The 20,215-nt window shown below is 70.8% G+C and carries 21 protein-coding genes and 1 riboswitch; of the genes, 9 read left to right on the forward strand and 12 right to left on the reverse strand.

Annotated features, from left to right (window positions below; all coding sequences use genetic code 11):
* Positions 1 to 700 (forward strand): MFS transporter (locus tag OEJ37_RS33220; RefSeq protein ID WP_263349227.1); only part of this gene is annotated, 700 nt, incomplete at its 5' end.
* 267 nt (positions 701 to 967) lie between these two features.
* On the opposite strand, the gene cobM is transcribed toward OEJ37_RS33220, so the two are convergent.
* The 4 genes from cobM to cbiE are packed head-to-tail and all read right to left on the reverse strand — an operon-like array spanning position 968 to position 4,809.
* A complete protein-coding gene (gene cobM, locus OEJ37_RS33225) occupies positions 968 to 1,696 on the reverse strand; it encodes a precorrin-4 C(11)-methyltransferase (RefSeq protein ID WP_263349229.1) in 729 nt (242 codons plus the stop codon).
* A gap of 43 nt (positions 1,697 to 1,739) precedes the next feature.
* Complete coding sequence (locus OEJ37_RS33230; protein ID WP_263349231.1) at positions 1,740 to 2,471, reverse strand: cobalt-precorrin-6A reductase; 732 nt, start codon at positions 2,469 to 2,471, stop codon at positions 1,740 to 1,742.
* Positions 2,468 to 3,556: a cobalt-precorrin-5B (C(1))-methyltransferase gene (locus OEJ37_RS33235; protein WP_175944497.1), complete on the reverse strand. Its 1,089-nt coding sequence runs from the start codon at positions 3,554 to 3,556 to the stop codon at positions 2,468 to 2,470. The genes OEJ37_RS33230 and OEJ37_RS33235 overlap by 4 nt, the downstream gene beginning before the upstream one ends.
* Complete coding sequence (gene cbiE / locus OEJ37_RS33240) at positions 3,556 to 4,809, reverse strand: precorrin-6y C5,15-methyltransferase (decarboxylating) subunit CbiE (protein WP_174418787.1); 1,254 nt, start codon at positions 4,807 to 4,809, stop codon at positions 3,556 to 3,558. Before cbiE ends, OEJ37_RS33235 begins: the two co-directional genes overlap by 1 nt.
* Positions 4,810 to 5,011: 202 nt before the next feature.
* Positions 5,012 to 5,204, forward strand: a riboswitch (cobalamin riboswitch).
* 107 nt (positions 5,205 to 5,311) lie between these two features.
* Here cbiE and cobG point away from each other — a divergent pair.
* The 6 genes from cobG to OEJ37_RS33270 all read left to right on the forward strand — a co-directional run bounded on the left by cobG (position 5,312) and on the right by OEJ37_RS33270 (position 11,787).
* A complete protein-coding gene (cobG, locus tag OEJ37_RS33245) occupies positions 5,312 to 6,691 on the forward strand; it encodes a precorrin-3B synthase (protein ID WP_263349270.1) in 1,380 nt (459 codons plus the stop codon).
* Positions 6,684 to 7,310 carry a precorrin-8X methylmutase gene (locus OEJ37_RS33250; RefSeq protein ID WP_175920469.1) on the forward strand — a complete coding sequence of 209 codons (627 nt, stop codon included), beginning with the start codon at positions 6,684 to 6,686 and terminating at the stop codon, positions 7,308 to 7,310. Before cobG ends, OEJ37_RS33250 begins: the two co-directional genes overlap by 8 nt.
* On the forward strand, positions 7,307 to 8,041 hold the full coding sequence (locus OEJ37_RS33255) for a precorrin-2 C(20)-methyltransferase (RefSeq protein WP_034184173.1): 735 nt from the start codon (positions 7,307 to 7,309) through the stop codon (positions 8,039 to 8,041). Before OEJ37_RS33250 ends, OEJ37_RS33255 begins: the two co-directional genes overlap by 4 nt.
* Complete coding sequence (cobJ, locus tag OEJ37_RS33260; protein ID WP_263349236.1) at positions 8,038 to 9,747, forward strand: precorrin-3B C(17)-methyltransferase; 1,710 nt, start codon at positions 8,038 to 8,040, stop codon at positions 9,745 to 9,747. Before OEJ37_RS33255 ends, cobJ begins: the two co-directional genes overlap by 4 nt.
* Positions 9,717 to 10,163 carry a LysR family substrate-binding domain-containing protein gene (locus OEJ37_RS33265; protein ID WP_411859306.1) on the forward strand — a complete coding sequence of 149 codons (447 nt, stop codon included), beginning with the start codon at positions 9,717 to 9,719 and terminating at the stop codon, positions 10,161 to 10,163. Before cobJ ends, OEJ37_RS33265 begins: the two co-directional genes overlap by 31 nt.
* Before the next feature lie 268 nt (positions 10,164 to 10,431).
* Complete coding sequence (locus OEJ37_RS33270) at positions 10,432 to 11,787, forward strand: chitinase (protein WP_175920467.1); 1,356 nt, start codon at positions 10,432 to 10,434, stop codon at positions 11,785 to 11,787.
* A gap of 250 nt (positions 11,788 to 12,037) precedes the next feature.
* Here the strand turns inward: OEJ37_RS33270 and OEJ37_RS33275 are convergent, their stop codons facing one another.
* The 4 genes from OEJ37_RS33275 to OEJ37_RS33290 form a co-directional block, all read right to left on the reverse strand.
* A complete protein-coding gene (locus OEJ37_RS33275; RefSeq protein WP_175920466.1) occupies positions 12,038 to 12,781 on the reverse strand; it encodes an IclR family transcriptional regulator in 744 nt (247 codons plus the stop codon).
* Positions 12,782 to 12,834: 53 nt separating this feature from the next.
* Positions 12,835 to 14,001, reverse strand: a complete 1,167-nt coding sequence (locus tag OEJ37_RS33280) for an acyl-CoA dehydrogenase family protein (RefSeq protein ID WP_152864030.1) — start codon at positions 13,999 to 14,001, stop codon at positions 12,835 to 12,837.
* Between the two features lie 127 nt (positions 14,002 to 14,128).
* Positions 14,129 to 15,430, reverse strand: coding sequence for a CitMHS family transporter (locus OEJ37_RS33285; protein WP_174418713.1), 1,302 nt, complete (start codon positions 15,428 to 15,430; stop codon positions 14,129 to 14,131).
* A 125-nt stretch (positions 15,431 to 15,555) separates the two neighbouring features.
* On the reverse strand, positions 15,556 to 16,719 hold the full coding sequence (locus tag OEJ37_RS33290; protein ID WP_175920464.1) for a CaiB/BaiF CoA transferase family protein: 1,164 nt from the start codon (positions 16,717 to 16,719) through the stop codon (positions 15,556 to 15,558).
* A gap of 276 nt (positions 16,720 to 16,995) precedes the next feature.
* Between OEJ37_RS33290 and OEJ37_RS33295 the strand changes: the two genes are divergently transcribed.
* Together OEJ37_RS33295 and OEJ37_RS33300 are read left to right on the forward strand one after the other, a co-directional pair.
* On the forward strand, positions 16,996 to 17,259 hold the full coding sequence (locus tag OEJ37_RS33295) for a hypothetical protein (protein ID WP_175920463.1): 264 nt from the start codon (positions 16,996 to 16,998) through the stop codon (positions 17,257 to 17,259).
* A gap of 150 nt (positions 17,260 to 17,409) precedes the next feature.
* Complete coding sequence (locus OEJ37_RS33300) at positions 17,410 to 17,832, forward strand: NUDIX hydrolase (protein ID WP_175920462.1); 423 nt, start codon at positions 17,410 to 17,412, stop codon at positions 17,830 to 17,832.
* A gap of 21 nt (positions 17,833 to 17,853) precedes the next feature.
* Here OEJ37_RS33300 and OEJ37_RS33305 read toward each other — a convergent pair whose 3' ends face one another.
* The 4 genes from OEJ37_RS33305 to OEJ37_RS33320 form a co-directional block, all read right to left on the reverse strand.
* Positions 17,854 to 18,180, reverse strand: a complete 327-nt coding sequence (locus tag OEJ37_RS33305; protein WP_175920461.1) for a low molecular weight protein tyrosine phosphatase family protein — start codon at positions 18,178 to 18,180, stop codon at positions 17,854 to 17,856.
* Positions 18,181 to 18,212: 32 nt separating this feature from the next.
* A complete protein-coding gene (locus OEJ37_RS33310; RefSeq protein ID WP_175920460.1) occupies positions 18,213 to 18,785 on the reverse strand; it encodes a DUF1993 family protein in 573 nt (190 codons plus the stop codon).
* A 172-nt stretch (positions 18,786 to 18,957) separates the two neighbouring features.
* On the reverse strand, positions 18,958 to 19,410 hold the full coding sequence (locus OEJ37_RS33315; RefSeq protein ID WP_174418719.1) for a YaiI/YqxD family protein: 453 nt from the start codon (positions 19,408 to 19,410) through the stop codon (positions 18,958 to 18,960).
* A gap of 128 nt (positions 19,411 to 19,538) precedes the next feature.
* The gene (locus OEJ37_RS33320; RefSeq protein ID WP_175920459.1) at positions 19,539 to 20,147 is read right to left on the reverse strand and encodes a vWA domain-containing protein; all 609 of its coding nucleotides are present in this window, start codon (positions 20,145 to 20,147) and stop codon (positions 19,539 to 19,541) included.
* Positions 20,148 to 20,215 lie beyond the last annotated feature (68 nt).

The raw sequence follows: 20,215 nt of genomic DNA on the forward strand, positions 1-20,215 counted from the left end.
CTGGCTCGCCGCGCTCGCGGGCTGGGCGCTGCCGGCCGCGGTGGCCGCGCTCGCGTGGCCGCTGGCCGGTCGCGGCGGCGATGCGCTCGCCGCCGGGCCGGCTGCGGCATCGACCGCGCAGCCGTCGCGTTCGCCGCGTGCATGGCGGCTCGCGCTGTTCTTCGGGATCGCGACGGGCGCGTACACGCTGGTGCTCGCGTGGCTGCCGCCGTACTACATGCGGCTCGGCTGGTCGCCGACGGCGGCCGGCAGCCTGCTCGGCGGCGTGACGCTCGCGGAAGTCGTCGCGGGGCTGACGATCTCGGCGACGATCGACCGCCTGCCCGATCGCCGGCCCGCGCTGCATGCGGCGATCGCGTCGCTGTTCGTCGGGTTGCTGGCGATGCTGGCCGCGCCCGAAGCGCTCGCCTTGCCGGCCGCGCTGCTGCTCGGCGCGGGGATCGGCGCGCTGTTTCCGCTGTCGCTGATCGTCACGGTCGACCATGCGGCGACGCCGGCGGAAGCCGCATCGCTGACGGGGTTCGTGCAGGGTGTCGGCTACCTGATCGCCGGGTTGTTCCCATTCGCGGCCGGCGTCGTGCGCCAGCATCTCGCGGACCTGACGCCTGCGTGGGTGGCGATGGCGTGCCTGTGCGTCGTACTGTTCGCGCTGGCGGCGGGTTTTGCGCCGCGGCTCGCGCGGCAGGTTGCGCGGGCCTAGCGCGGAGGGCCGCGCATCAGCTGCCCGCTTCCCGCTCCGACGGCAACCGTCGATAGGCACGCATCGCCGCAAGCCGCACGCGTCTTCGTCGCGCGGCCGGCACACCCGGATCGCGTGCCGCACGTCGTCGGCCAGTGCGCTGATCAGTTGCTCGCAGATCGGCATGAGGCCTGGGTTGCGAACACGGCTCGACCGTCACCGTGCGCGCGATGTCCGCGATCGCCGATCCGCGTGCACCGCGCCGCATTCCGACCGGTACGCGCGTGATCAACCCACGCTCGCGTACAGCGTCGAATCCGCGAACCCTTCGGCGTCGAGCACGCGCCCGATCAGGATCAGCGCGGTGCGCTCGATCTGCGTGCCCTGCACCTTGCCGACGATGTCGGCCAGCGTGCCGGTCACGCGTTCCTCGTCGGGCCAGCTCGCGCGATAGATCACCGCGACCGGGCAATCGGCGCCGTAATGCGGCAGCACTTCGTCGACGATGCGCGCGAGATGGCGCACGCCGAGATGGATCGCGAGCGTCGCGCGGTGCGCGGCGAGCGAGCCGAGCGTCTCGCCTTCCGGCATCGCCGTCTTGCCCGCGAAGCGCGTGAGGATCACCGTCTGCGCGACGCCGGGCAGCGTCAGCTCGACGCCGAGCGTCGCCGCGCACGCGGCCGTGGCCGTCACGCCCGGCACGATTTCATACGGAATCCCGAGCGTCTTCAGCCGGCGGATCTGCTCGCCGATCGCGCCGTACAGCGACGGATCGCCCGAATGCACGCGCGCGACGTCCTGCCCTTTCGCATGCGCGGCGGCGAGCAGCGCGACGATCGCGTCGAGGTCGAGTTCGGCCGTATTGACGACCTGCTCCGCGCGATGGCCTTCGAGCACAGCCGCCGGCACCAGCGAGCCCGCATACAGGATCACCGGGCAGGTGCGCACGAGGCGCTGGCCCTTCACCGTGATCAGCTCCGGGTCGCCGGGGCCCGCGCCGATGAAATACACCGTCATCGAAAAATCTCCGTCAATTCGTTGGATGATCGGCCGCGCGGCGTCACGCGCGCGCGGCCGGATCGAGCGCGTCGAGCAGCGCGGCGGCCGAGTCGAACGTGCGGTCTGCGTCGGGCAGCGGCGGCCGGCGCAGCATCACGACCGGCAGCCGGCGTTCGCGCGCGACGTCGAGCTTGGCCTCGGTGGCCGCGCCGCCGCTGTTCTTGCTGACGACGACGTCGATCCCCGTCAGCGCGAACAGCGCGCGCTCGCCGTCGAGCGTGAACGGCCCGCGCGCGGCGACGATCTGCGCGCGCGCGTTGCCGGGATGCGCGTCGAGGCAGCGCACGAGCCAGAACTGGTGCGGCGGGATCGCGTCGAGATGCGCGAGCGGCTCGCGGCCGAGCGTGAACAGCGGCCGCTTGAACGGCGCGAGCGCGGCCTCGATGCCGGCCCAGTCGTCGACCATCCGCCAGTCGTCGCCGGGTCGCGGCGCCCAGGGCGCGCGGCGCAGCGCCCACAGCGGCACGCCCGCGTCGCGCGTCGCGGCGGCCGCATTCGCGCTGATTCGTGCGGCATACGGATGTGTCGCGTCGATCACGAGGCCGATGCCGGCGCTGCGCAGATACGCGGCCAATCCGGCAGCGCCGCCGAAACCGCCGACGCGCACGTCGCAGCGCAGGTCGTCGGGCACCTTGCCGAGGCCGGCCAGGCTATACACGTGATGCGGGCCGAGTGCGCGCGCGATTTTCAGCGCATCGCCGGTGCCGCCGAGCAGCAGGAGGCGCGCGCTCATCGCGCCTGCCCGACGAAGCGGCCCTGCCGGTCGATCGCGAACATCTCGACGGCGACCGAAGGCGGCACGATGTCGCGCGCGACGCGCAGCGCCTGCGCGCAGACGAGATCGCCGAGCGGCACGCCGGCGGCCAGCGCGAGCTTCAGCGCTTCCTGGCTCGTGTTCGCGGCACGCATCGCGGCCTGCAGCGCATCGCTCGCGCCGGCCTCGGCCGCCCACTGCGCGAGTAGCGGCAGGTCGATGCTCGAATGGCGGCTATGCAGGTCGAGGTGGCCGGCCGCGAGCTTGCTGAGCTTGCCGAAGCCGCCGCACATCGACAGCCGCGCGACCGGTGCGCGCCGCAGATGCTTGAGCACCGCGCCCGCGAAATCGCCCATCTCGACCAGCGCCATGTCGGGCAGGTGGTAGTGCGCGCGCATCGCGTCCTCGCTCGTATTGCCCGTGCACGCGGCGATATGCTGGATGCCGTTCGCGCGCGCGACGTCGATGCCCTGGTGGATCGACGCGATATAGGCCGAGCACGAGAACGGCCGCACGATGCCGGTCGTGCCGAGGATCGACAGCCCGCCGACGATACCGAGGCGCGGGTTCATCGTCTTCAGCGCGAGCGCCTCGCCGCCTTCGACGCCGATCGTCACGTCGAAGCCGCCCGCGTAGCCATACTCGGCTGCCAGCGCGTCGAGGTGCGTCGTCATCATCCGGCGCGGCACCGGGTTGATCGCCGGTTCGCCGACCGGCAGCGTCAGCCCCGCACGCGTGACCGTGCCGACGCCCGGCCCCGCGTGGAAACGCACGCCGGGCGCCGCCGCGAGCGCGACGCGCGCGAAGATCAGCGCGCCGTGCGTGACATCCGGATCGTCGCCGGCATCCTTGATCGTGCCGGCTTCGGCGCCGTCGGCCGTGATCCGGCAGAACTCGAGCCGCATCATCACGCGCTGCCCCTTGGGCAGCACGATCGCGACCGCATCGTCCGCCTGGCCCGCGAGCAGCAGGCGCGCGGCGGCGAGCGACGTCGCGGTCGCGCAGCTGCCGGTCGTATAGCCGAAACGCAGCGGAGCGTGCTGTTCGGGGGTTTCGTCGCGCATCACGCGTCCATCGGGTTCGTCGGGTTCGACGGTCCGGCCGTGGTGGCCGCGTCGGGCTTGCGCACGTCGTACAGCGTGACCGGCAACGGCTGCCGCCACGTATCGAAGCGGCCGAGCGGCTCCGCGTGCGCGAGCGACACGCGCGTGAGCGTGCCGCCGTGCCCATCGCGCCATGCGGCGAGCGCCATCTCGCCTTGCAGCGTGACCGCGTTCGCGACCAGCCGGCCGCCGGGCTTCAGCGACGACCAGCACGCGTCGAGCACGCCGGGCGCCGTCGCACCGCCGCCGATGAAGATCGCGTCCGGCGCGGCGAGCCCGGCGAGCGCATCGGGCGCGCGCCCCGCCACGAGCTGCAGGCCCGGCACGCCGAGCGCGTCGCGGTTGTGTTCGATGAAGCGCTGCCGCTCCGCATGCGCTTCGATCGCGATCGCCTGGCATGACGGATGCGCGCGCATCCATTCGATGCCGATCGAGCCGCTGCCGGCGCCGACGTCCCACAGCAGCTCGCCGGGCGCGGGCGCGAGGCGCCCGAGCGTCATCGCGCGCAGGTCGCGCTTGGTGAGCTGGCCGTCGTGGCGGTATGCATCGTCGGGCAGGCCGGGCGTGAGCGCGCGGCGCGGCGCGTCGGGGCCGGCCTGGCAGTCGAGCGCGACGAGATTGAGCGCGGCCGTTTCGTCGACGTTCCAGTCCTGCGCGAGGCCGTCGACACGCCGCTCGAGCGGGCCGCCCAGATGTTCGAACACGCTGATGCGCGTCGGCCCGAAGCCGCGCGCGGTAAGTTCGGCCGCGACGGCGGCCGGCGTGCGGCCGTCGGCGCTCAGCACGAACAGGCGCCGGCCCGGCAGCAGGTGGCGCGCGAGCGTCGCGAGCGGACGGCCGACGAGCGATACCGCGCCGATATCCTGCAGCGCCCAGCCGAGGCGCGCGGCCGCGAGCGACAGCGACGACGGCGCGGGCAGCACGCGCCATTCGTCGGGGGAAAGCCGGCGCGCGAGCGTGGCGCCAACGCCGAACAGCATCGGGTCGCCGCTCGCGAGCACGCAAACGGGCGACGGGCGGCGCGCGAGCACGCCCGCGACGTCGAACGGCGACGGCCACGTTTCGCGCGCGGCCGGCAGCCGTGCGGGCAGCATGTCGAGATGCCGCTGCGCGCCGACGACGAGCGTCGCGTCGAGCAGCGCGCGCCGCGCGCTGCGTCCGAGCCCCGCGTAACCGTCGTCGCCGATGCCCACTACCGTCAGCCACGCCGTCATGCACCCTTCCCCATCGTTCGATTCCATCGTGTCGCCGCGCGGCCGTAAAAGGGCCGGCGCAGCCGTCCGCATTGCGAAAGACGGCATGGTACCGTGTTCCATCCCGCGTTTCACCTGCCGGCCCGCCGGCGCCGGGCCGTCCCCCGCTTCGTCCGCCGAGAACGGCTTTCCGGTCGCGAATCGCGGTCGAAATCAGGTATCCTACGGCCGTTCGTTCGCCGGTGCCCCTCGGGGCCGAAGAGGGAACACAGGGCGCGCCGCGCGCCGCTGTGGCTGCCCCCGCAACTGTAGACAGCGAGCCGATCTCCCCCCTCACGCCACTGGTTCGACCGGGAAGGCCGGGAGCCGGCGCCGACCTGTCAGCCAGGAGACCTGCCGGCCAGAAAGTGCGTGCGTGCCAGTCGGCGTCGGGCGGGGTGTACCGATGCGTTGGCCCGCGGCGCGACACTGCCCCGATACCCCATTGAGTTCCGCCCCCGATTCGATTCCTGCGTCGCCCGTCGTGCGCCCGTCGGCCTGCCCGGGGCTCGTGCGCGTCGTCGCGGCCGCCGACGGCGGGCTGTGCCGGATCAAGCTGCCGGGCGGCCGGCTCGATGCGCGCCAGGCGCGCGCGATCGCCGCCGCCGCGCGCGCATACGGCTCCGGCGCGATCGACGCGACCAATCGTGCGAATCTCCAGCTACGCGGCATTCGCGACGGCGCGGCCGACGCGCTGACGCGCGCATTGCTCGACGCGGGGCTCGGCCCGCGCGCCGATGCCACCGCAAAATCGACCGCAGACGCAACCGCCGATGCGGTCGCGCTCGCCGCGAGCGACGACGTCCGCAACGTGATGCTCGGCCCGCTCGCCGGGCATGACCCCGCCGCGCTCGTCGACAGCCGCGCGCTCGTCGCTCCGCTGCTCGACATGCTGGCGAGCGAACCGCGCCGCGGCGAGCTGTCGCCGAAATTCTCGATCCAGCTCGACGGCGGCGAATCGGTCGCGGCGCTCGATCATCCGCACGACATCTGGCTCGCCGCATGGCGTCGCGGCGACGGCGCGGTGCGCATCGCAGCCGGGCTGGCCGGCTGCCCGCCGGTCGCATTCGATGACGCGCCTGCTTCGGTCGATGTGTCGCCCGACCAGAGCGTCGCGCTCGTCCGCGCGCTGCTGCTCGCGTTCCTCGATCTCGCGCCAGCCCACGTCACGCGGATGCGTGCGCTGCTCGCGACGTGCGGCGAACGCGCGTTGCTCGAACGCGCGCGGCACTACCTGCCCTTCCCGCTCGCGGCCGATCCCGCGCTCGCCGGCTGGCGGCGCATGCGTTCCGATTCCGCACTGCGTTTCGGCGCGCGTCCGTCGCTTGACGCGGCGCGCTGCAGCGTCGGCGCGCAATTCGTGCTCGGGCGGCTCGACGCGACGCAGCTGGAACGGCTCGCCGCACTGGCCGAAGCGGACGGCGACGGCACGCTGTCGATGACGCCGTGGCAAGGCGTGTTCATCCACGGCGTGTCGCACGCACGCGCACCGGCCACGCTCGATGCGCTCGCGGCGCTCGGCCTCGTCTGCGCATCGTCCGACCCGCTCGCGACGCTCGTCGCGTGCACCGGCAACGCGGGCTGCGCGAAAGCGCACGCCGACACGAAACGCGACGCGCTCGCGCTCGCCGCACGCATCGGCCATCCGGTCGACGTGCACCTGACCGGCTGCGAGCGCCACTGCGCGCTGCCGCATCCCGCTGCGCACACGCTGGTCGCGGTCGCGCCCGCGCACTACGACCTTTACCGGCGCGACGCCGCCACGGGCCTCGGCGCCCCGCTCGCGCGCCATCTGACGATTGACCAGGCCGCGGCCCGACTGACGGGCGCACGGCATAGCCAGGACACCACCACCGATGCTTGACTACATTCGCGACGGACAGGAAATCTACCGCCAGTCGTTCGCGACGATCCGCGCCGAGGCCGACCTGTCGCAGGTTCCGCACGATCTCGAGAAACTCGCGGTGCGCGTGATCCACGCGTGCGGGATGGTCGACGTCGTCTACGACCTGCGCTTCTCGGCCGGCGCCGGCACCGCGGGCCGCACGGCGCTCGCGGCCGGCGCGCCGATCCTGTGCGACGCGAAGATGGTCGCCGAAGGCATCACGCGCGCGCGGCTGCCGGCCGGCAACCCCGTGATCTGCACGCTCGGCGAGCCGGAGGTGCCCGACCTCGCGCGGCACCTGGGCAACACGCGCTCGGCCGCGGCGCTCGAACTGTGGCGCCCGCATCTGGCGGGCAGCGTCGTCGTGATCGGCAACGCACCGACCGCGCTGTTCCACCTGCTCGACATGATCGACGCCGGCGCGCCGCGCCCCGCGCTGATCCTCGGGTTCCCGGTCGGTTTCATCGGCGCGGCCGAATCGAAGGCGATGCTCGACGCCGACAGCCGCGGCGTGCCGTACGTCGCGCTGCTCGGCCGGCGCGGCGGCAGCGCGATGGCGGCCGCCGCGGTCAACGCGCTCGCGACGGAGGTCGAATGACGACCGCGCGCGGACGCCTGTTCGGGGTCGGTGTCGGCCCCGGCGACCCCGAACTGATGACGATCAAGGCGCTGCGCGTGCTGCAGGCGGCGCCCGTGGTCGCGTATTTCGTCGCGAAGGGCAAGAAAGGCAATGCGTACGGCATCGTCGAAGCGCACCTGCTCGACACGCAGACGCAGCTGCCGCTCGTCTATCCGGTGACGACCGAAGCGCTGCCGCCGCCGCTCTGCTACGAGACGGTGATCGCCGACTTCTACGATACGGCCGCCGAAATCGTCGCGGCGCACCTCGACGCGGGCCGCGACGTTGCGGTGATCTGCGAAGGCGATCCGTTCTTCTACGGCTCGTACATGTACCTGCACGACCGCCTCGCGCCGCGCTACGACACCGAGGTCATCCCGGGCGTGTGCGCGATGCTCGGCGGCACGGCCGTGCTCGGCCAGCCGCTCGTCTATCGCAACCAGAGCCTGTCGGTGCTGTCGGGCGTGCTGCCCGAACACGAGCTGCGCGCGCGGCTCGCGCAGGCCGACGCGGCCGTCGTGATGAAGCTCGGCCGCAATTTCGACAAGGTGCGGCGTGTGCTCGACGAACTGGGGCTCGCGAAGCGCGCGCTGTATGTCGAACGCGCGACGATGGCGAGCCAGCGCATCGTGCCGCTCGACGAAGTCGACCCGATGGCGTCGCCGTATTTCTCGCTGCTCGTCGTGCCGGGGGAAAAATGGCAAGGATGACGACTCCGCCCGCGATCGTGATTCTCGGCACCGGCGCGCTCGACACCGCGCGGCGCATCCAGGCGCGCTACCCGGACGCCCGCGTACACGGGCTCGCGGCGCGCGTCGATGCCGACGAGCCGTTCGACGAACTCGGCGCACACCTGCGCGAACTCTATGCGCGCGGCCTGCCGATCGTCGCGCTGTGCTCAGCCGGCATCGTGATTCGCTGCCTCGCGCCCGCGCTGGCCGACAAGGGCATCGAGCCGCCGGTGCTCGCGGTCGCGGAGGACGGCTCGGCCGTCGTGCCGCTGCTCGGCGGGCTGACGGGCGTCAACGTGATCGCGCGCGAACTGGCCGAATGGCTCGGCGTCGCGCCGTCGATCACGACGAGCGGCGAGCTGCGCTTCGGCGCATGCGTGCTCAATCCGCCCGAAGGTTATGCGCTCGCCGATGTCGCGCAGGGCAAGCGTTTCGTGTCCGACCTGCTCGCGGGCGCGTCGACGCGCATCGACGGCGCGGCGCCGTGGCTCGACGATGTCGCGCTGCCGCGCGACGACGCGGCCGCGCATGCGATCCGCGTGACGCCCGATGCATGGCGCGGCACGCAACACGAACTCGTGATCCATCCGCGCAGCGTGGTGATCGGCATCGATGCGCAAGCCATGCACGCGGATGAAGCGCTCGCCGCGCGCATCGAAGCCGCGCTCGACGCACAAGGCCTCGCGCGATTGGCGCTCGCGGCCATCGTCGCGCCGGCGTCGGAGATCGGCGACGCCGCACTGGAGGAAGCAGCGCAAACGCTCGGCGTACCGCTGCGCTTCGTCGATGTCGACAGCGAAGCGCAAACCGACGCGGCCACGCTGCTCGGCCGCGCATTGCGTGTCGCGCATACGCTGCGCGCAGCGTCGAACGGCCTCGCGTGCGCGGTCGCGTCGCATCCGGTCGATCCCGCCACGCTCGGCCGTGCGCGCGGCCGCCTGACGGTGCTCGGCCTCGGCCCGGGCGGCGCCGCGTGGCTCACGCCGGCCGCGCGCGCCGCGCTCGCGCAAGCGACCGACATCCTCGGCTACACGACCTACGTGAACATGGCCGGCCCGTTCCGCGCGGACCAGCGCGTGCACGGCACCGACAATCGCGAGGAAATGCAGCGCGCGCGCCACGCCTTCGAACTCGCGGCCGAAGGCCGGCGCGTCGCGGTCGTGTCGTCGGGCGACCCCGGCGTGTTCGCGATGGCCGCGGCCGTGCTCGAAGCGCTCGACGAATCTCGCGACCCGCAATGGGCCACGGTCGACCTGCGCGTGGAACCCGGCATATCGGCGTCGCTCGCGACCGCCGCACAGGCCGGCGCGCCGCTCGGCCATGACTTCTGCGCGATCTCGCTGTCGGACAACCTGAAGCCGTGGGACGTGATCGAGACGCGCCTGCGGCATGCGGCGCAAGCCGATCTCGTGATGGCGTTCTACAACCCGATTTCGCGTGCGCGGCCGTGGCAGCTCGACCGTGCGCTCGATGTCGTGCGCGCGCATCGCGCGGCCGATACGGTGGTCGTGCTCGGGCGCGACATCGGCCGGCCGGGCGCGACGCTCGCGACGACGACGCTCGGCGCGCTGCGCAGCGACCAGGTCGACATGCGCACGATGGTGATCGTCGGCTCGTCGACCACACGGCGTTTCGCGATCGACGGCGGACGCGAGTGGGTCTATACGCCGCGCTGGTATCGCTGAATGCGGTCAGCCAGCGCGTGAACCTCGCGCCGCGCGCGCCGGCATGCCCGGCGCCGGACGGCAATCCGTTCGCGGGCCGTGCGGGCGTCGATGTGGCGGAACTCGCGGACGAAACCTTCGTGACCTTTCCGCCCGGTTACGGTTCGGCACTGACCGCAGCGCTGGACGACCGATGCGCGCAAGCCGGATTCGCACCGCGGATCACGACGCTCGTGTCGCTGGTCGCCGCAGAACGCGGCATCGCGATCGTGCCGGGTTTCACCGCGACGCTGCAGCGCCCCGGCGTCGTCCATGTACCGCACGCCGGTGCGCGTTCGGTCGAGCAGATCGTGTCGTGGAGCGAGTCGTGTGGGTCGGCATGCGTCGAACGCTTCGTCGCGCTGGCCCGCTCGCCGGCGCAGCCTGTAACGGCGTAACGCTACGTGAGCGATGTAAGCGACGCGCATCGGGCTTTATGCGATTGCCACGATCGATCGGGAAAATCGTCCGCGCGATGCATTGCAGAACGGTGTCGAATCGGCAAGATCGTTACGTATCGGAAATCAAATAACAAAAAGAACTCCTGACGATTCACTATTCGGCGCGAATCCTCCAAGATGGGCACGCCGCCGGCCGGGCATGCCCGGTCGTCCGTCCGGCGGCGATACGCGGGCCAGCGTATCCCTCTTCCACTTGGAGAACAGAATGAACAACAACGTGTTGCAGCGTTTCATTCCGCGTGCGCTTGCCGCGGGCTGTCTGCTCGCCGCCGCGAGCGTGTCCCAGGGCGCCGGCGTCTACGCGCCGTTTGTCGACGTGACGCTCTATCCGACGCCGCTCGTCGACCAGATCGGCGTCCGGCAAGGCATCCAGCAGTTCACGCTCGCGTTCGTGGTCGCGGGCAGCGGCTGCGCGCCGTCGTGGGGCGGCGTGCAGCCGATCGGCAACGGCGCGAGCGGCGGCCTGCTCACCGCGCTGTCGACGTCGATCGCGAGCTACCGCGCGAAAGGCGGCGAAGTCGCCGTGTCGTTCGGTGGCGCGAACGGCACGCCGCTGATGCAGGCCTGCTCGACGGTCCCCGCGCTGAAGACCGCCTACCAGACGGTGATCGACACGTATGGCCTCACGCATGTCGACTTCGACATCGAAGGCGCATCGCAGCAGGACACGGCCGCGGTCGCGCGCAACTTCCAGGCCGTTGCGCAACTGCAAGCCGACTATGCGGCGAAGGGCAAGCCGCTGCACGTCACGCTGACGCTGCCGACGATGCCGACCGGGCTCACGCAGGACGGCGTGAACGTCGTCAACGCGGCGATCGCGAACAAGTCGACGTTCGACGCGGTGAACCTGATGACGATGGACTACGGCCCCGCGAACATCGACATGGGCGCGGCCGCGATCAGCGCCGCGCAGGCGCTGTATTCGCAGCTCGACACTGCGTTCAAGTCCGCCGGCCAGCCGAAGACCGGTGCGCAACTGTGGCAGATGGTGGGTGTCACGCCGATGATCGGCGTGAACGACGTACAGGGCGAGACCTTCACGCTCGCGAACGCGCAAAGCGTGCTGAACGCGGCGGTCAACAACGGCTACGGGTTCTTCGGCAACTGGTCGGTTGGCCGCGACCAGCCGTGCCCGAACAACGGCGCGTATGCGTCGCCGACCTGCTCGGGCGTCGCGCAACAGCCGTACGCATTCGCGGCAATCTTCAAGGCACTCGACGGCAAGTGGGGCACGGGCGTCACGCAGGACCCGAACTACGGCGGCGGCTCGGGCGGCGGCACGCCTCAGCCGGGCGCGCCCTGGGCGGCCGGCCAGGTCTATACGGCCGGCGCGACGGTCACCTACCAGGGCACCACGTATCAGGCGCAATGGTGGACGCAGGGCGACGTGCCCGGCCAGGCGGCGGTGTGGAAGCCGGTCGGCGGGGGCTCGCCGGTATGGTCGGCCACAACCGCCTACCAGGGCGGCACGTGCGTGATGTACCAGGGCGCGAAGTACTGCGCGAAATGGTGGACCCAGGGCGACAACCCGAGTGCCGGCGGCGTGTGGGTGAAGTCATGATGGCGCAACGCGCCGGCGCATGATGCGCGGCGAGCCGTTTCCGGCGCGGCAGGATCGAATGCCGGAACGGCTCGTCATGCTTCGCCTTCGGCCTACGGCCGAAGGCTCGTGAAAGGCCGAGCACTAACACTCGGCACTGTCCAAGAAATCCAGGCGGTGCATGAAAAACACCGCAAAGCCTGGATCGGTGCCCGACTTTTGCGGTGTAGTCCAGACGCCGGCCCGCTACTGGCCCTCGCGTGCCGCTACCCTACCCGCGCGCGTTTTCGGCCAGCAGCCGCGCCTTCGCGTCGACGAGCAGCGCCGCATGCGTGTCGCGATGCTGGCGGATCCGCTCGGTCGGCCCGACGACCGACAGCCCGTACCAGTCGCCGTCCAGCGTCAGCGCGACCGCGATCGCCGACAGCTCGGGCGCGCTTTCGCCGAAGTTCTCGGCCCAGCCGAGTTCGCGAAACCGCGCGGTTTGCGCGACGAGCGCCGACAGGTCCGCCACCGTCGCGTCGGTGAAGCGCTCGAACGGCAACTGCGCGCCGAGCGCCTGCTGCGCATCGCCGGCGAGTTCCGCGAAGATCGCCTTGCCGATCGAGTTCGCGTGCAGCGGGCGCAGCTCGCCCGGCTGGCGCGTATAACGGATCGCCTGCTCCGATTCGACGACGTCGAGGTACGTGACCGACAGGCCCTGGATCTTGCCGAGCACGGCGGTCTCGCGGCTCGCGTCGCGCAGCGCGACGAGATGCGGATGCACGATGTCGACGACGGGATCGGTCGCGTCGATCGCGGCGGCGATCGTCTGCAGGCGCCGCGTCGGGTAGTAGCCGCCGCGCTTGCGCACTTCGTACAGGTAGCCGCGGCTCACGAGCGTGCGCGCCATCGCGAGGCAGCTCGACGCCGGCACATTGAGCAGGCGCGCGAGTTCGGTCAGCGGCAGCGGCCGCCGTTCGGCGGCGAACAGCTCGAACAGGTCGAGCGTGCGGGCAACGAGTTTGACGTCCATGACGAGCGCTTGATTCGGAACGGGAAACCGCGCGCCGGGCGGGCCGCCGCGCGTCAGTAAGACTTCGGCAGCCCGAGCACCTTCTCCGCGATGTAGCACAGGATCAGTTGCGGACTCACGGGCGCGAGCCTCGGAATCATACACTCGCGCAGGTAGCGCTCGACATGGTATTCCTTCGCGTACCCCATCCCGCCGTGCGTCGCGATCGCCGTCTGGCAGGCCTGGAACGCGGCTTCCGCGCCGAGGTATTTCGCCGCGTTCGCCTCCGCGCCGCACGACTGCCCCGCGTCGTAGCGCGTCGCGGCCTTCATCACCATCAGCCACGCGGCCTCGAGCTGCATCCACGCCAGCGCGAGCGGATGCTGGATCGACTGGTTCTGCCCGATCGGCCGGCCGAACACGACGCGCTCGCACGCATACTGCGTCGCGCGGCGCAGCGCGGCCTGCCCGAGCCCGATCGCCTCCGCGGCGATCAGGATCCGTTCGGGATTCAGCCCGTGCAGCAGATAGCGGAAACCGTCGCCTTCGTTGCCGATCAGGTCGTCGCGCGACACGCGCAGGTTGTCGATGAACAGCATGTTCGAATCGACGGCCTTGCGGCCCATCTTCTCGATCTCGCGCACCTCGACGCGCGAGCGGTCGAGATCGGTATAGAACAGGCTCAGCCCGTCGGTCGGCTTCGCGACCTGGTCGAGCGGCGTCGTGCGCGCGATGATCAGCATCTTGTTCGCGACCTGCGCGGTCGAGATCCAGATCTTGCGCCCGCTCAGCACGTAGTGATCGCCGTCGCGGCGCGCCTGCGTAGTCAGGTGCGTGGTGTCGAGGCCCGCGTCGGGTTCCGTCACCGCGAAGCACGCCTTGTCGCGCCCGGCGATCAGCGGCGGCAGGAAGCGCGCCTTCTGCGCGTCGTTGCCGAACACCTGCACCGGGTTCAGCCCGAAGATGTTCATGTGGACGGCCGACGCACCGGACAGGCCGGCGCCCGACGCGCTGATCGTGCGCATCATCAGCGCGGCCTCGGTCATCCCGAGCCCGGCGCCGCCGTGGGCCGGGTCCATCGCGATGCCGAGCCAGCCGGCCTCGGCGAGCGCCGCGTGGAAATCGGCCGGAAACCCGCCCGCGCGATCGCGTTCGAGCCAGTAGTCGTCGCCGAAGCGCGCGCAGATTTTTTCGATCGCGCTTTCGATCGCGCGCTGGTCGTCGGTCAGGTCGAACTGCATGGATTGCTCTCCAGGGAAACGCGAACGGCCGCGCCGTCCGCGAGAAAACGCCGGGCCGCCGCAGGATTTCGGTCCAGAAGGAAGTCCCCTCGGGGGGCCTGGCGCGAAACGACAGGTCCGGGCGCGCTCATAACGGAAACACGCCCGTCGCGACCGCGGCGAAGACCATCAGCACGGTGGCGGCGAACAGGAACGGAATCGTGAATTTCTGGTGCTCGGCAAGCTCGACGCCGGTCAGGCCGACGATCAGGAACGTTGCGGGCGTAAGCGGGCTCACCGGAAAGCCCGTCGTCATCTGGCCGAGCAGCGCGGCCTGCGCCATCTGGATCGGCGGCACGCCGAGCAGCTTGCCGCTTTCCGCGAGCACCGGCAGCACGCCGAAGTAGAACGAATCGGGGTCGAACAACAGGCTGAGCGGCATCGACAGCAGCCCGAGCACGAACGGCATGTGGCGCGCATGCTCGACCGGCACGTGCGCGACGACGACTTCCGCCAACGCCTTCAGCATCCCGGTGCCGGACATGATGCCGGTGAACGCGCCGGCCGCGAGCAGCACGCTCGCCATCATCAGCGCGGCCTTCGCATGCGCGTCGATCCGCTCGCGCTGGGCCTGCACGTCCGGGTAGTTGATCACGAGCGCGGCGACCGTGCCGAGCATGAACATCACCATCGGGTCGACGATGCCCGACACCAGCGTGCCGAGCACGACGAGCGTCAGCGCGAGGTTGATGCGGAAACGGCCCGGCCGGCGCAGCGCGCGTTCGGCGTCGGTCAGCTCGCGCGGTGCGATCGCAAGCGACGCCGCGCCGGCGCGATCGAGCCCGAGCCGTTTCGCCTCGCGCGCACCGAGTACGTACGCGGTGCCGAACACGAACGCGAGCCCGACGATCTGCACCGGAATCATCGGCATGAAGATCGCCGAGCCGGGAATGTGCAGCGCCGCCGACGCGCGCAGCATCGGCCCGACCCACGGCAGGAAGTTGACGCCGGCCGCCATCGACGCGACACACGCGAGGATGCGGCGATCCATCCCGAGCCGCGTATAGAGCGGCATCATCGCGGGCAGCGTGACGAGAAACGTGACGGCGCCCGAGCCGTCGAGATGGATCAGCAGCGCGAGCAGCGCGGAGCCCATCACGATGCGCGGCGGATGGCAGCCGATCACGCGCAGCACGCCCGCGATGATCGGGTCGAGCATCCCCGCATCGGTGAGGATTCCGAAAAATAGAATCGCAAAAACGAACATCCCGGCGATCGGGCCGATGTTCTGTACGCCGTGCACGATGAACTTGCCGGTCGTCAGCCCAAAACCGGCCGCGAGCGACGCGGCCACCGGCACGACGATCAGCGCCACGAGCGGCGACAGCCGCTTCGTGATGATCAGGCCGAACAGCGCGACGATGGCGATCGCGCCGATCCATGCGAGCATGATGCGTCTCCTCTTCAGCCGGTGCGTCCGTGCGCGGGCCGGCGTGGTGTCCGAACGGGGTATGCGACCCGCACGGCCGTGCGCCGCCGTCGGGGGTGCGGCACGGCCGGCGGCCGCGATGCCGGTCAGTCCCGGCGGGTGCCGTTATCGTTATCGGCTTCGGCGAAGACCTGCGCCGCGTGTTCGTTCAGCGCGGGCGGCGGCCGCCGGTACGTGGCCGGCGTGCGGCCGAGCTTGATCGGCGACGCGATGCCGCGATGGCGGCCCAGCTCGACCTTCATCTCCCGGTGCGCGACATGCGGATGGTCGAGCGCCGCATCGAGCCCGAGCACGGGCGCGCACGGCACGCCGCGGCGCATCAGTTGCTCGGCGAGCACCGCGCCGTCGTGTCCGGCCAACGCCGTTTCGAGCAGCGCGCGCAGTGCGGCACGGTTCGCGCTGCGCGCGCGGTTATCCGTGAAACGCGGATCGCAGGGCCAGTCGCGCGTGCCGAGCACGTCGCACAGCGCCGCGAACTGCCCGTTGTTGCCGACCGCGAGAAAGATGTCGACGGTGGCCGTCGGAAAGCTGTCGTACGGCGTGATGTTCGGATGCGCATTGCCGGTGCGCACGGGCGCGTTGCCCGAATGGAAGAAGTTCGGCGTATGCGGATGCAGGATCGACAGTGCGCAGTCGAACAGCGTCGATTCGACGAACTGGCCGCGGCCGCTCGCGTCGCGCTCGCGCAGCGCCATCAGCACGCCGAGCGCCGCGTTCAGCCCGGTGACGAGATCGACGATCGGCACACCGACGCGCAGCGGCGCGCCGCCTGCTTCGCCATTGACGCTCATCAGCCCCGCAAGCGCCTGCACGGCCGCGTCGTAGCCGGGCAGCCCGCCGAGCGGGCCGTCCGCGCCGAAGCCCGATACGCGGCAATAGACGAGGCGCGGAAACCGCGCATGCAGCGCGTCGAAACCGAGCCCCCAGCGCTCCATCGTGCCGATCTTGAAGTTCTCGACGACTGCATCGGCATGTTCAAGCAAGCCGAGCAGCCGCTCGCGGTCGTCCGGCTGCGTCAGGTCGAGCGCGACGCCGAGCTTGTTGCGGTTCACGCCGAGGAAATACGACGCGGTGTCGCCGTCGAACGGCGGGCCCCACGTGCGCGTCTCGTCGCCGGACGGCGGTTCGACCTTGATCACTTCCGCGCCGTGGTCGGCGAGGATCTGCGTCGCGTACGGGCCGCCCAGCACCCGTGACAGATCGACGATGCGCAATCCCGCCAGCGCGCCCTGCTGCTCCCGTTCCGCCATGCGTCCCGCTCCTGGTTCCGGTTGATCGGACTGCCGGTTCCGGCGGCCGGCGCCTGCGGCGCGACTTTCCGGATTCGGCGAATAATTCTTGTATGTGAATTTATATTCACACTCAAGAATTATGTTGTCAAGCCCGGATGCACCCGGCGCGAGGCGCGGATAACGTCGCCGGGCGCGACTGGAGACGACACCGAACCCGGCCGGTTGCGGCACCACCCCGCCCTTCGTTAAGCTGGCGGGCAACCTTCATCTCGAAAAAAGCAAGGCGGAATATTCATGAAACGGATCCTGCTGGCGGCCTTCATGCTGGCATCGACGCTGGGCGTCGGACACGCGCAAACCCGGACTTTCCATTTCGGCGAAGGACAGACGCAGACGCAGATGCCGGCCGAGGCACCGCAGGCCGCCGCGCCGACCGCACGGCCAGCGCCCGCGCGCCGGCACGTGACGGTGCCGCCCCATCACCGGCGCGCCGTTCACCAGCGCCGCCATTCGCGCCACGCGAAGCCGACGCGCAGCGGGACCTACACGCACGCATGACACGGCCCACGCGGCGCGGCGCCATGCACGGAACTGTCACGAACGGCCGGTAAGATCGCTGCGGCTGCCTGCATGCCGTCGCGGCCCGCGGCCGGACCACGAACCGCCGACGCGCATTTTCTCCACGATTCAGCACCTGTTTTGCCGAACATGAGTACCGGGCCGGACATTCTCGCCGTCATCAAGGAACGAGCCACGATCGTGTGCCGCCAGCGCAGCAGCGTGCTGCTGGTCGCCCGCACCGCGTCGCGCTGGTCGCTGCCGGGCGGCACGATCCGGCGCGGCGAGACGCCGCTCGAGGCCGCGCAGCGGGAGCTCGCCGAGGAAACGCGGCTGGAGGGGCTGGTGCTCGACTACGCGGTGCAGTTCGGCGGGCTGGCGAAACTGCATCACGTGTTCGTGGCCGACGTGCCGGCGCACCTGACCCCGCGCGCGAGCAACGAGATCGCCCGCTGCAAGTGGTTCACCGTCGACCGGCTCGACACGCTCCGTGCGAGCGTGCCGACGCGCAAGATCATCGAGCTGCTGCGCCTCGACTGCTTTTCGGCGATCGCGGACGGCCCGCAGCGCTGATATCGATGCCGCCTGCGCCGGTCACGTTCGCAGGAACGGGCCGGCCTTGCGTTCAAGCAGCGCGACGAGTTCGGGCTGCATGAACGCGTAGCGGTCGGGAATATCGAGGCAGACGATTTTCTTGCGCTTTGGCCGGGTGCCGAACTGCGCCGACAGCCTCGCCTTGTGCGCGCGCTCCATCACGAAGACGATGTCGGCCCATTCGAGCTGCTCGGCGGACAGGCGCGTGTCCGCATCCGGCGCGAGGCCCGCTGAGTCGGTCTCGACACCCGGCCACGCGGCGAATACCGCTTCGGCCGTCGGGCTGCGCAGCCGGTTGCGGCTGCAGATGAACAGTGCCCGCGTCATGTCGCTTCGCGGCTTGCTTGCCCGCTCGCCACTTAACCGTGCGGAATCGTGCCGGGCCGCACGTACGCGAGCATGTGCGCCACGTAGTCGGCCTTGCCGAGCTCGACGCCGTGATGGCGCAGGATCGAGTACGCGGCGATCGCGTGGAAGTAGAACTGCGGCAGCGCCCAGTCGCGCGCGTATTGTTCGCCCGTCAGGTCGAACGCGATGCCGTTCGGCAGTTCGAGCGCGATCGGCAGCGCGGCGCCGCCATCGAGCGCATCCGGCGCGAGTTCGCCGAGAAACGCGAGCGTGCCCGCGATGATCGCCTGCGCGTCGCTCAGCGAGCCGGGCTGCGCATCCGCATTCCATCCGGCTTCGCGCAATGCCAGCAGCGCGGCCGGCAGCGGCTCGCCGCGCAGCCGGTAGACCGGCTCCATCGCCTGGAAGCACGAGAAGCGCACCTGTGCGGCGAGCGGATACATGTCGGCCGCCAGCTTCAGCGTCATCGCCGCATCGGGCTCGCCGCCCGCGGCCTGCCCGTGCGCGACAGCCTTGTCGAGCCACGCGGACTGCGCGCGCAGCATCTGGGTGAAAGTCGGAACGAGAAGTTGGGTCGGTGACACGCGTGCGCTCCTGTGTAAGGGTTCGCGCCACGATATCAGCGCCGGCGAAAACCTGCATCCGGCCCTGAGCGAAGCACACGTTCCGATGCGGATTCTGCGCATTGCCGTGTGGCGCGTGCGAGCGCTTCCGTATGTGGAACGATCGATTACGACTGGCCGCCGAAACGCGGCCTTACGACTTGCCGTATCGCGCCAGGAACCGGTCGAGCTGCGATGCAAACGTCTTGCCGTCGCGCGCGCTGAATGGCGCCGGCCCGCCCGTGTCGATGCCCGCGCTGCGCAACTGCTCCATCATCGCGCGCGTCGACAGGCGCTCCTCGATATTCTCGCGGCTGAACCAGTTGCCGCGCGGGTCGAGCGCGTGCGCGCCCTTGTCGAGCACGGCGGCGGCCAGCGGGATGTCGGCGGTGATCACGAGGTCGCCGGCCTCGGCCAGCTCGACGATGCGTGCGTCAGCCACGTCGAAGCCGGCCGGTACCTGCACGGCCTTGATGAACGGCGACGGCGGCGTGCGCAGAAACTGGTTCGCGACCAGCGTTACGCGGATTTCGGCACGACGCGCGGCGCGAAACAGCATGTCCTTGATGACGGCGGGACACGCGTCGGCATCGACCAATACTTGCATGGCAGGTTTTCCAATGGGGTGAAGCAGAAGCGGCGATCATATCGCACCGCCGGCCCTGGCCTTGCGGCCGTCACTCGGCCCGCGAGATCAGCTAGATCAGCTAGATCAGCTAGGTCCGTGAGGCCCGCTCAGCCCGCGAGGTCCGTACAAAGCGCATCGGCCGTCACCCACTGCGCGCCCCACCCAGCAGCGAGCCGCACGCCCTGCCCGATCCGCACGGCCGCGTCGTCGAAGTCGACGAACACGACATGATCGGCCGCCGCGGGTTTCGCCGGCGCTTCGCGCGTGCGGCCGTCGGACAGCACCCACAGCCAGCGCTGCTTGCCGGGCTCGCGCCGCGCTTCGCGCGCGAGCAGGTTCGCGGCGGCCGCGATGCCGTCCGCGAGCGGCGTGCCGCCGCCGCCGTCGACCGGTTCGAGCCAGCGCGCGTTCCACCAGCGCGGCACGGCCGGCCCGAAGCGCCGCGCGGCGCCATTGCCGCCGAAGCAGACCAGCGCGGTTTCGACGCGCTCGCGCGCCGCGCGATCGAAATACGCGACGATCAGCCCCTTCGCCAGCGCGAGCCGGTCGTGCGACAGCATCGACGCCGAACAGTCGAGCACGAAGCAATGCAGCGCGTGCGGCGTGCCGGCCCGCTGCCGGAAGCGCAGATGGCCGTGGTGCAGCGAATCGCCGCGTTTCGCGGCGAGCGTCGCCGGCCACGCAACGGAAGTGCCGGCGCGCGCCGTGCCCGGCACGCGCGCGGCTGCGCCTGATTGCCATCGAGGACCGCGAACGGCGTTCGCGGCGGCGCCGGCTCGATGGC

The organism is Burkholderia sp. BKH01 (assembly GCF_025685725.1).
GTDB classification, from domain to species: Bacteria; Pseudomonadota; Gammaproteobacteria; order Burkholderiales; family Burkholderiaceae; genus Burkholderia; species Burkholderia pyrrocinia_C.

Coding starts and splice junctions, on each gene's coding strand:
- OEJ37_RS33300 (WP_175920462.1), top strand. CDS start 17,410: ATGAGTACCGGGCCGGACATTCTCGCCGTCATCAAGGAACGAGCCACG.
- OEJ37_RS33250 (WP_175920469.1), top strand. CDS start 6,684: ATGCTTGACTACATTCGCGACGGACAGGAAATCTACCGCCAGTCGTTC.
- OEJ37_RS33280 (WP_152864030.1), bottom strand. CDS start 14,001: ATGCAGTTCGACCTGACCGACGACCAGCGCGCGATCGAAAGCGCGATC.
- OEJ37_RS33290 (WP_175920464.1), bottom strand. CDS start 16,719: ATGGCGGAACGGGAGCAGCAGGGCGCGCTGGCGGGATTGCGCATCGTC.
- OEJ37_RS33235 (WP_175944497.1), bottom strand. CDS start 3,556: ATGCGCGACGAAACCCCCGAACAGCACGCTCCGCTGCGTTTCGGCTAT.
- OEJ37_RS33285 (WP_174418713.1), bottom strand. CDS start 15,430: ATGCTCGCATGGATCGGCGCGATCGCCATCGTCGCGCTGTTCGGCCTG.
- cobJ (WP_263349236.1), top strand. CDS start 8,038: ATGACGACTCCGCCCGCGATCGTGATTCTCGGCACCGGCGCGCTCGAC.
- OEJ37_RS33305 (WP_175920461.1), bottom strand. CDS start 18,180: ATGACGCGGGCACTGTTCATCTGCAGCCGCAACCGGCTGCGCAGCCCG.
- cobM (WP_263349229.1), bottom strand. CDS start 1,696: ATGACGGTGTATTTCATCGGCGCGGGCCCCGGCGACCCGGAGCTGATC.
- cbiE (WP_174418787.1), bottom strand. CDS start 4,809: ATGACGGCGTGGCTGACGGTAGTGGGCATCGGCGACGACGGTTACGCG.
- OEJ37_RS33270 (WP_175920467.1), top strand. CDS start 10,432: ATGAACAACAACGTGTTGCAGCGTTTCATTCCGCGTGCGCTTGCCGCG.
- OEJ37_RS33315 (WP_174418719.1), bottom strand. CDS start 19,410: ATGCAAGTATTGGTCGATGCCGACGCGTGTCCCGCCGTCATCAAGGAC.
- OEJ37_RS33255 (WP_034184173.1), top strand. CDS start 7,307: ATGACGACCGCGCGCGGACGCCTGTTCGGGGTCGGTGTCGGCCCCGGC.
- OEJ37_RS33230 (WP_263349231.1), bottom strand. CDS start 2,471: ATGAGCGCGCGCCTCCTGCTGCTCGGCGGCACCGGCGATGCGCTGAAA.
- OEJ37_RS33295 (WP_175920463.1), top strand. CDS start 16,996: ATGAAACGGATCCTGCTGGCGGCCTTCATGCTGGCATCGACGCTGGGC.
- OEJ37_RS33275 (WP_175920466.1), bottom strand. CDS start 12,781: ATGGACGTCAAACTCGTTGCCCGCACGCTCGACCTGTTCGAGCTGTTC.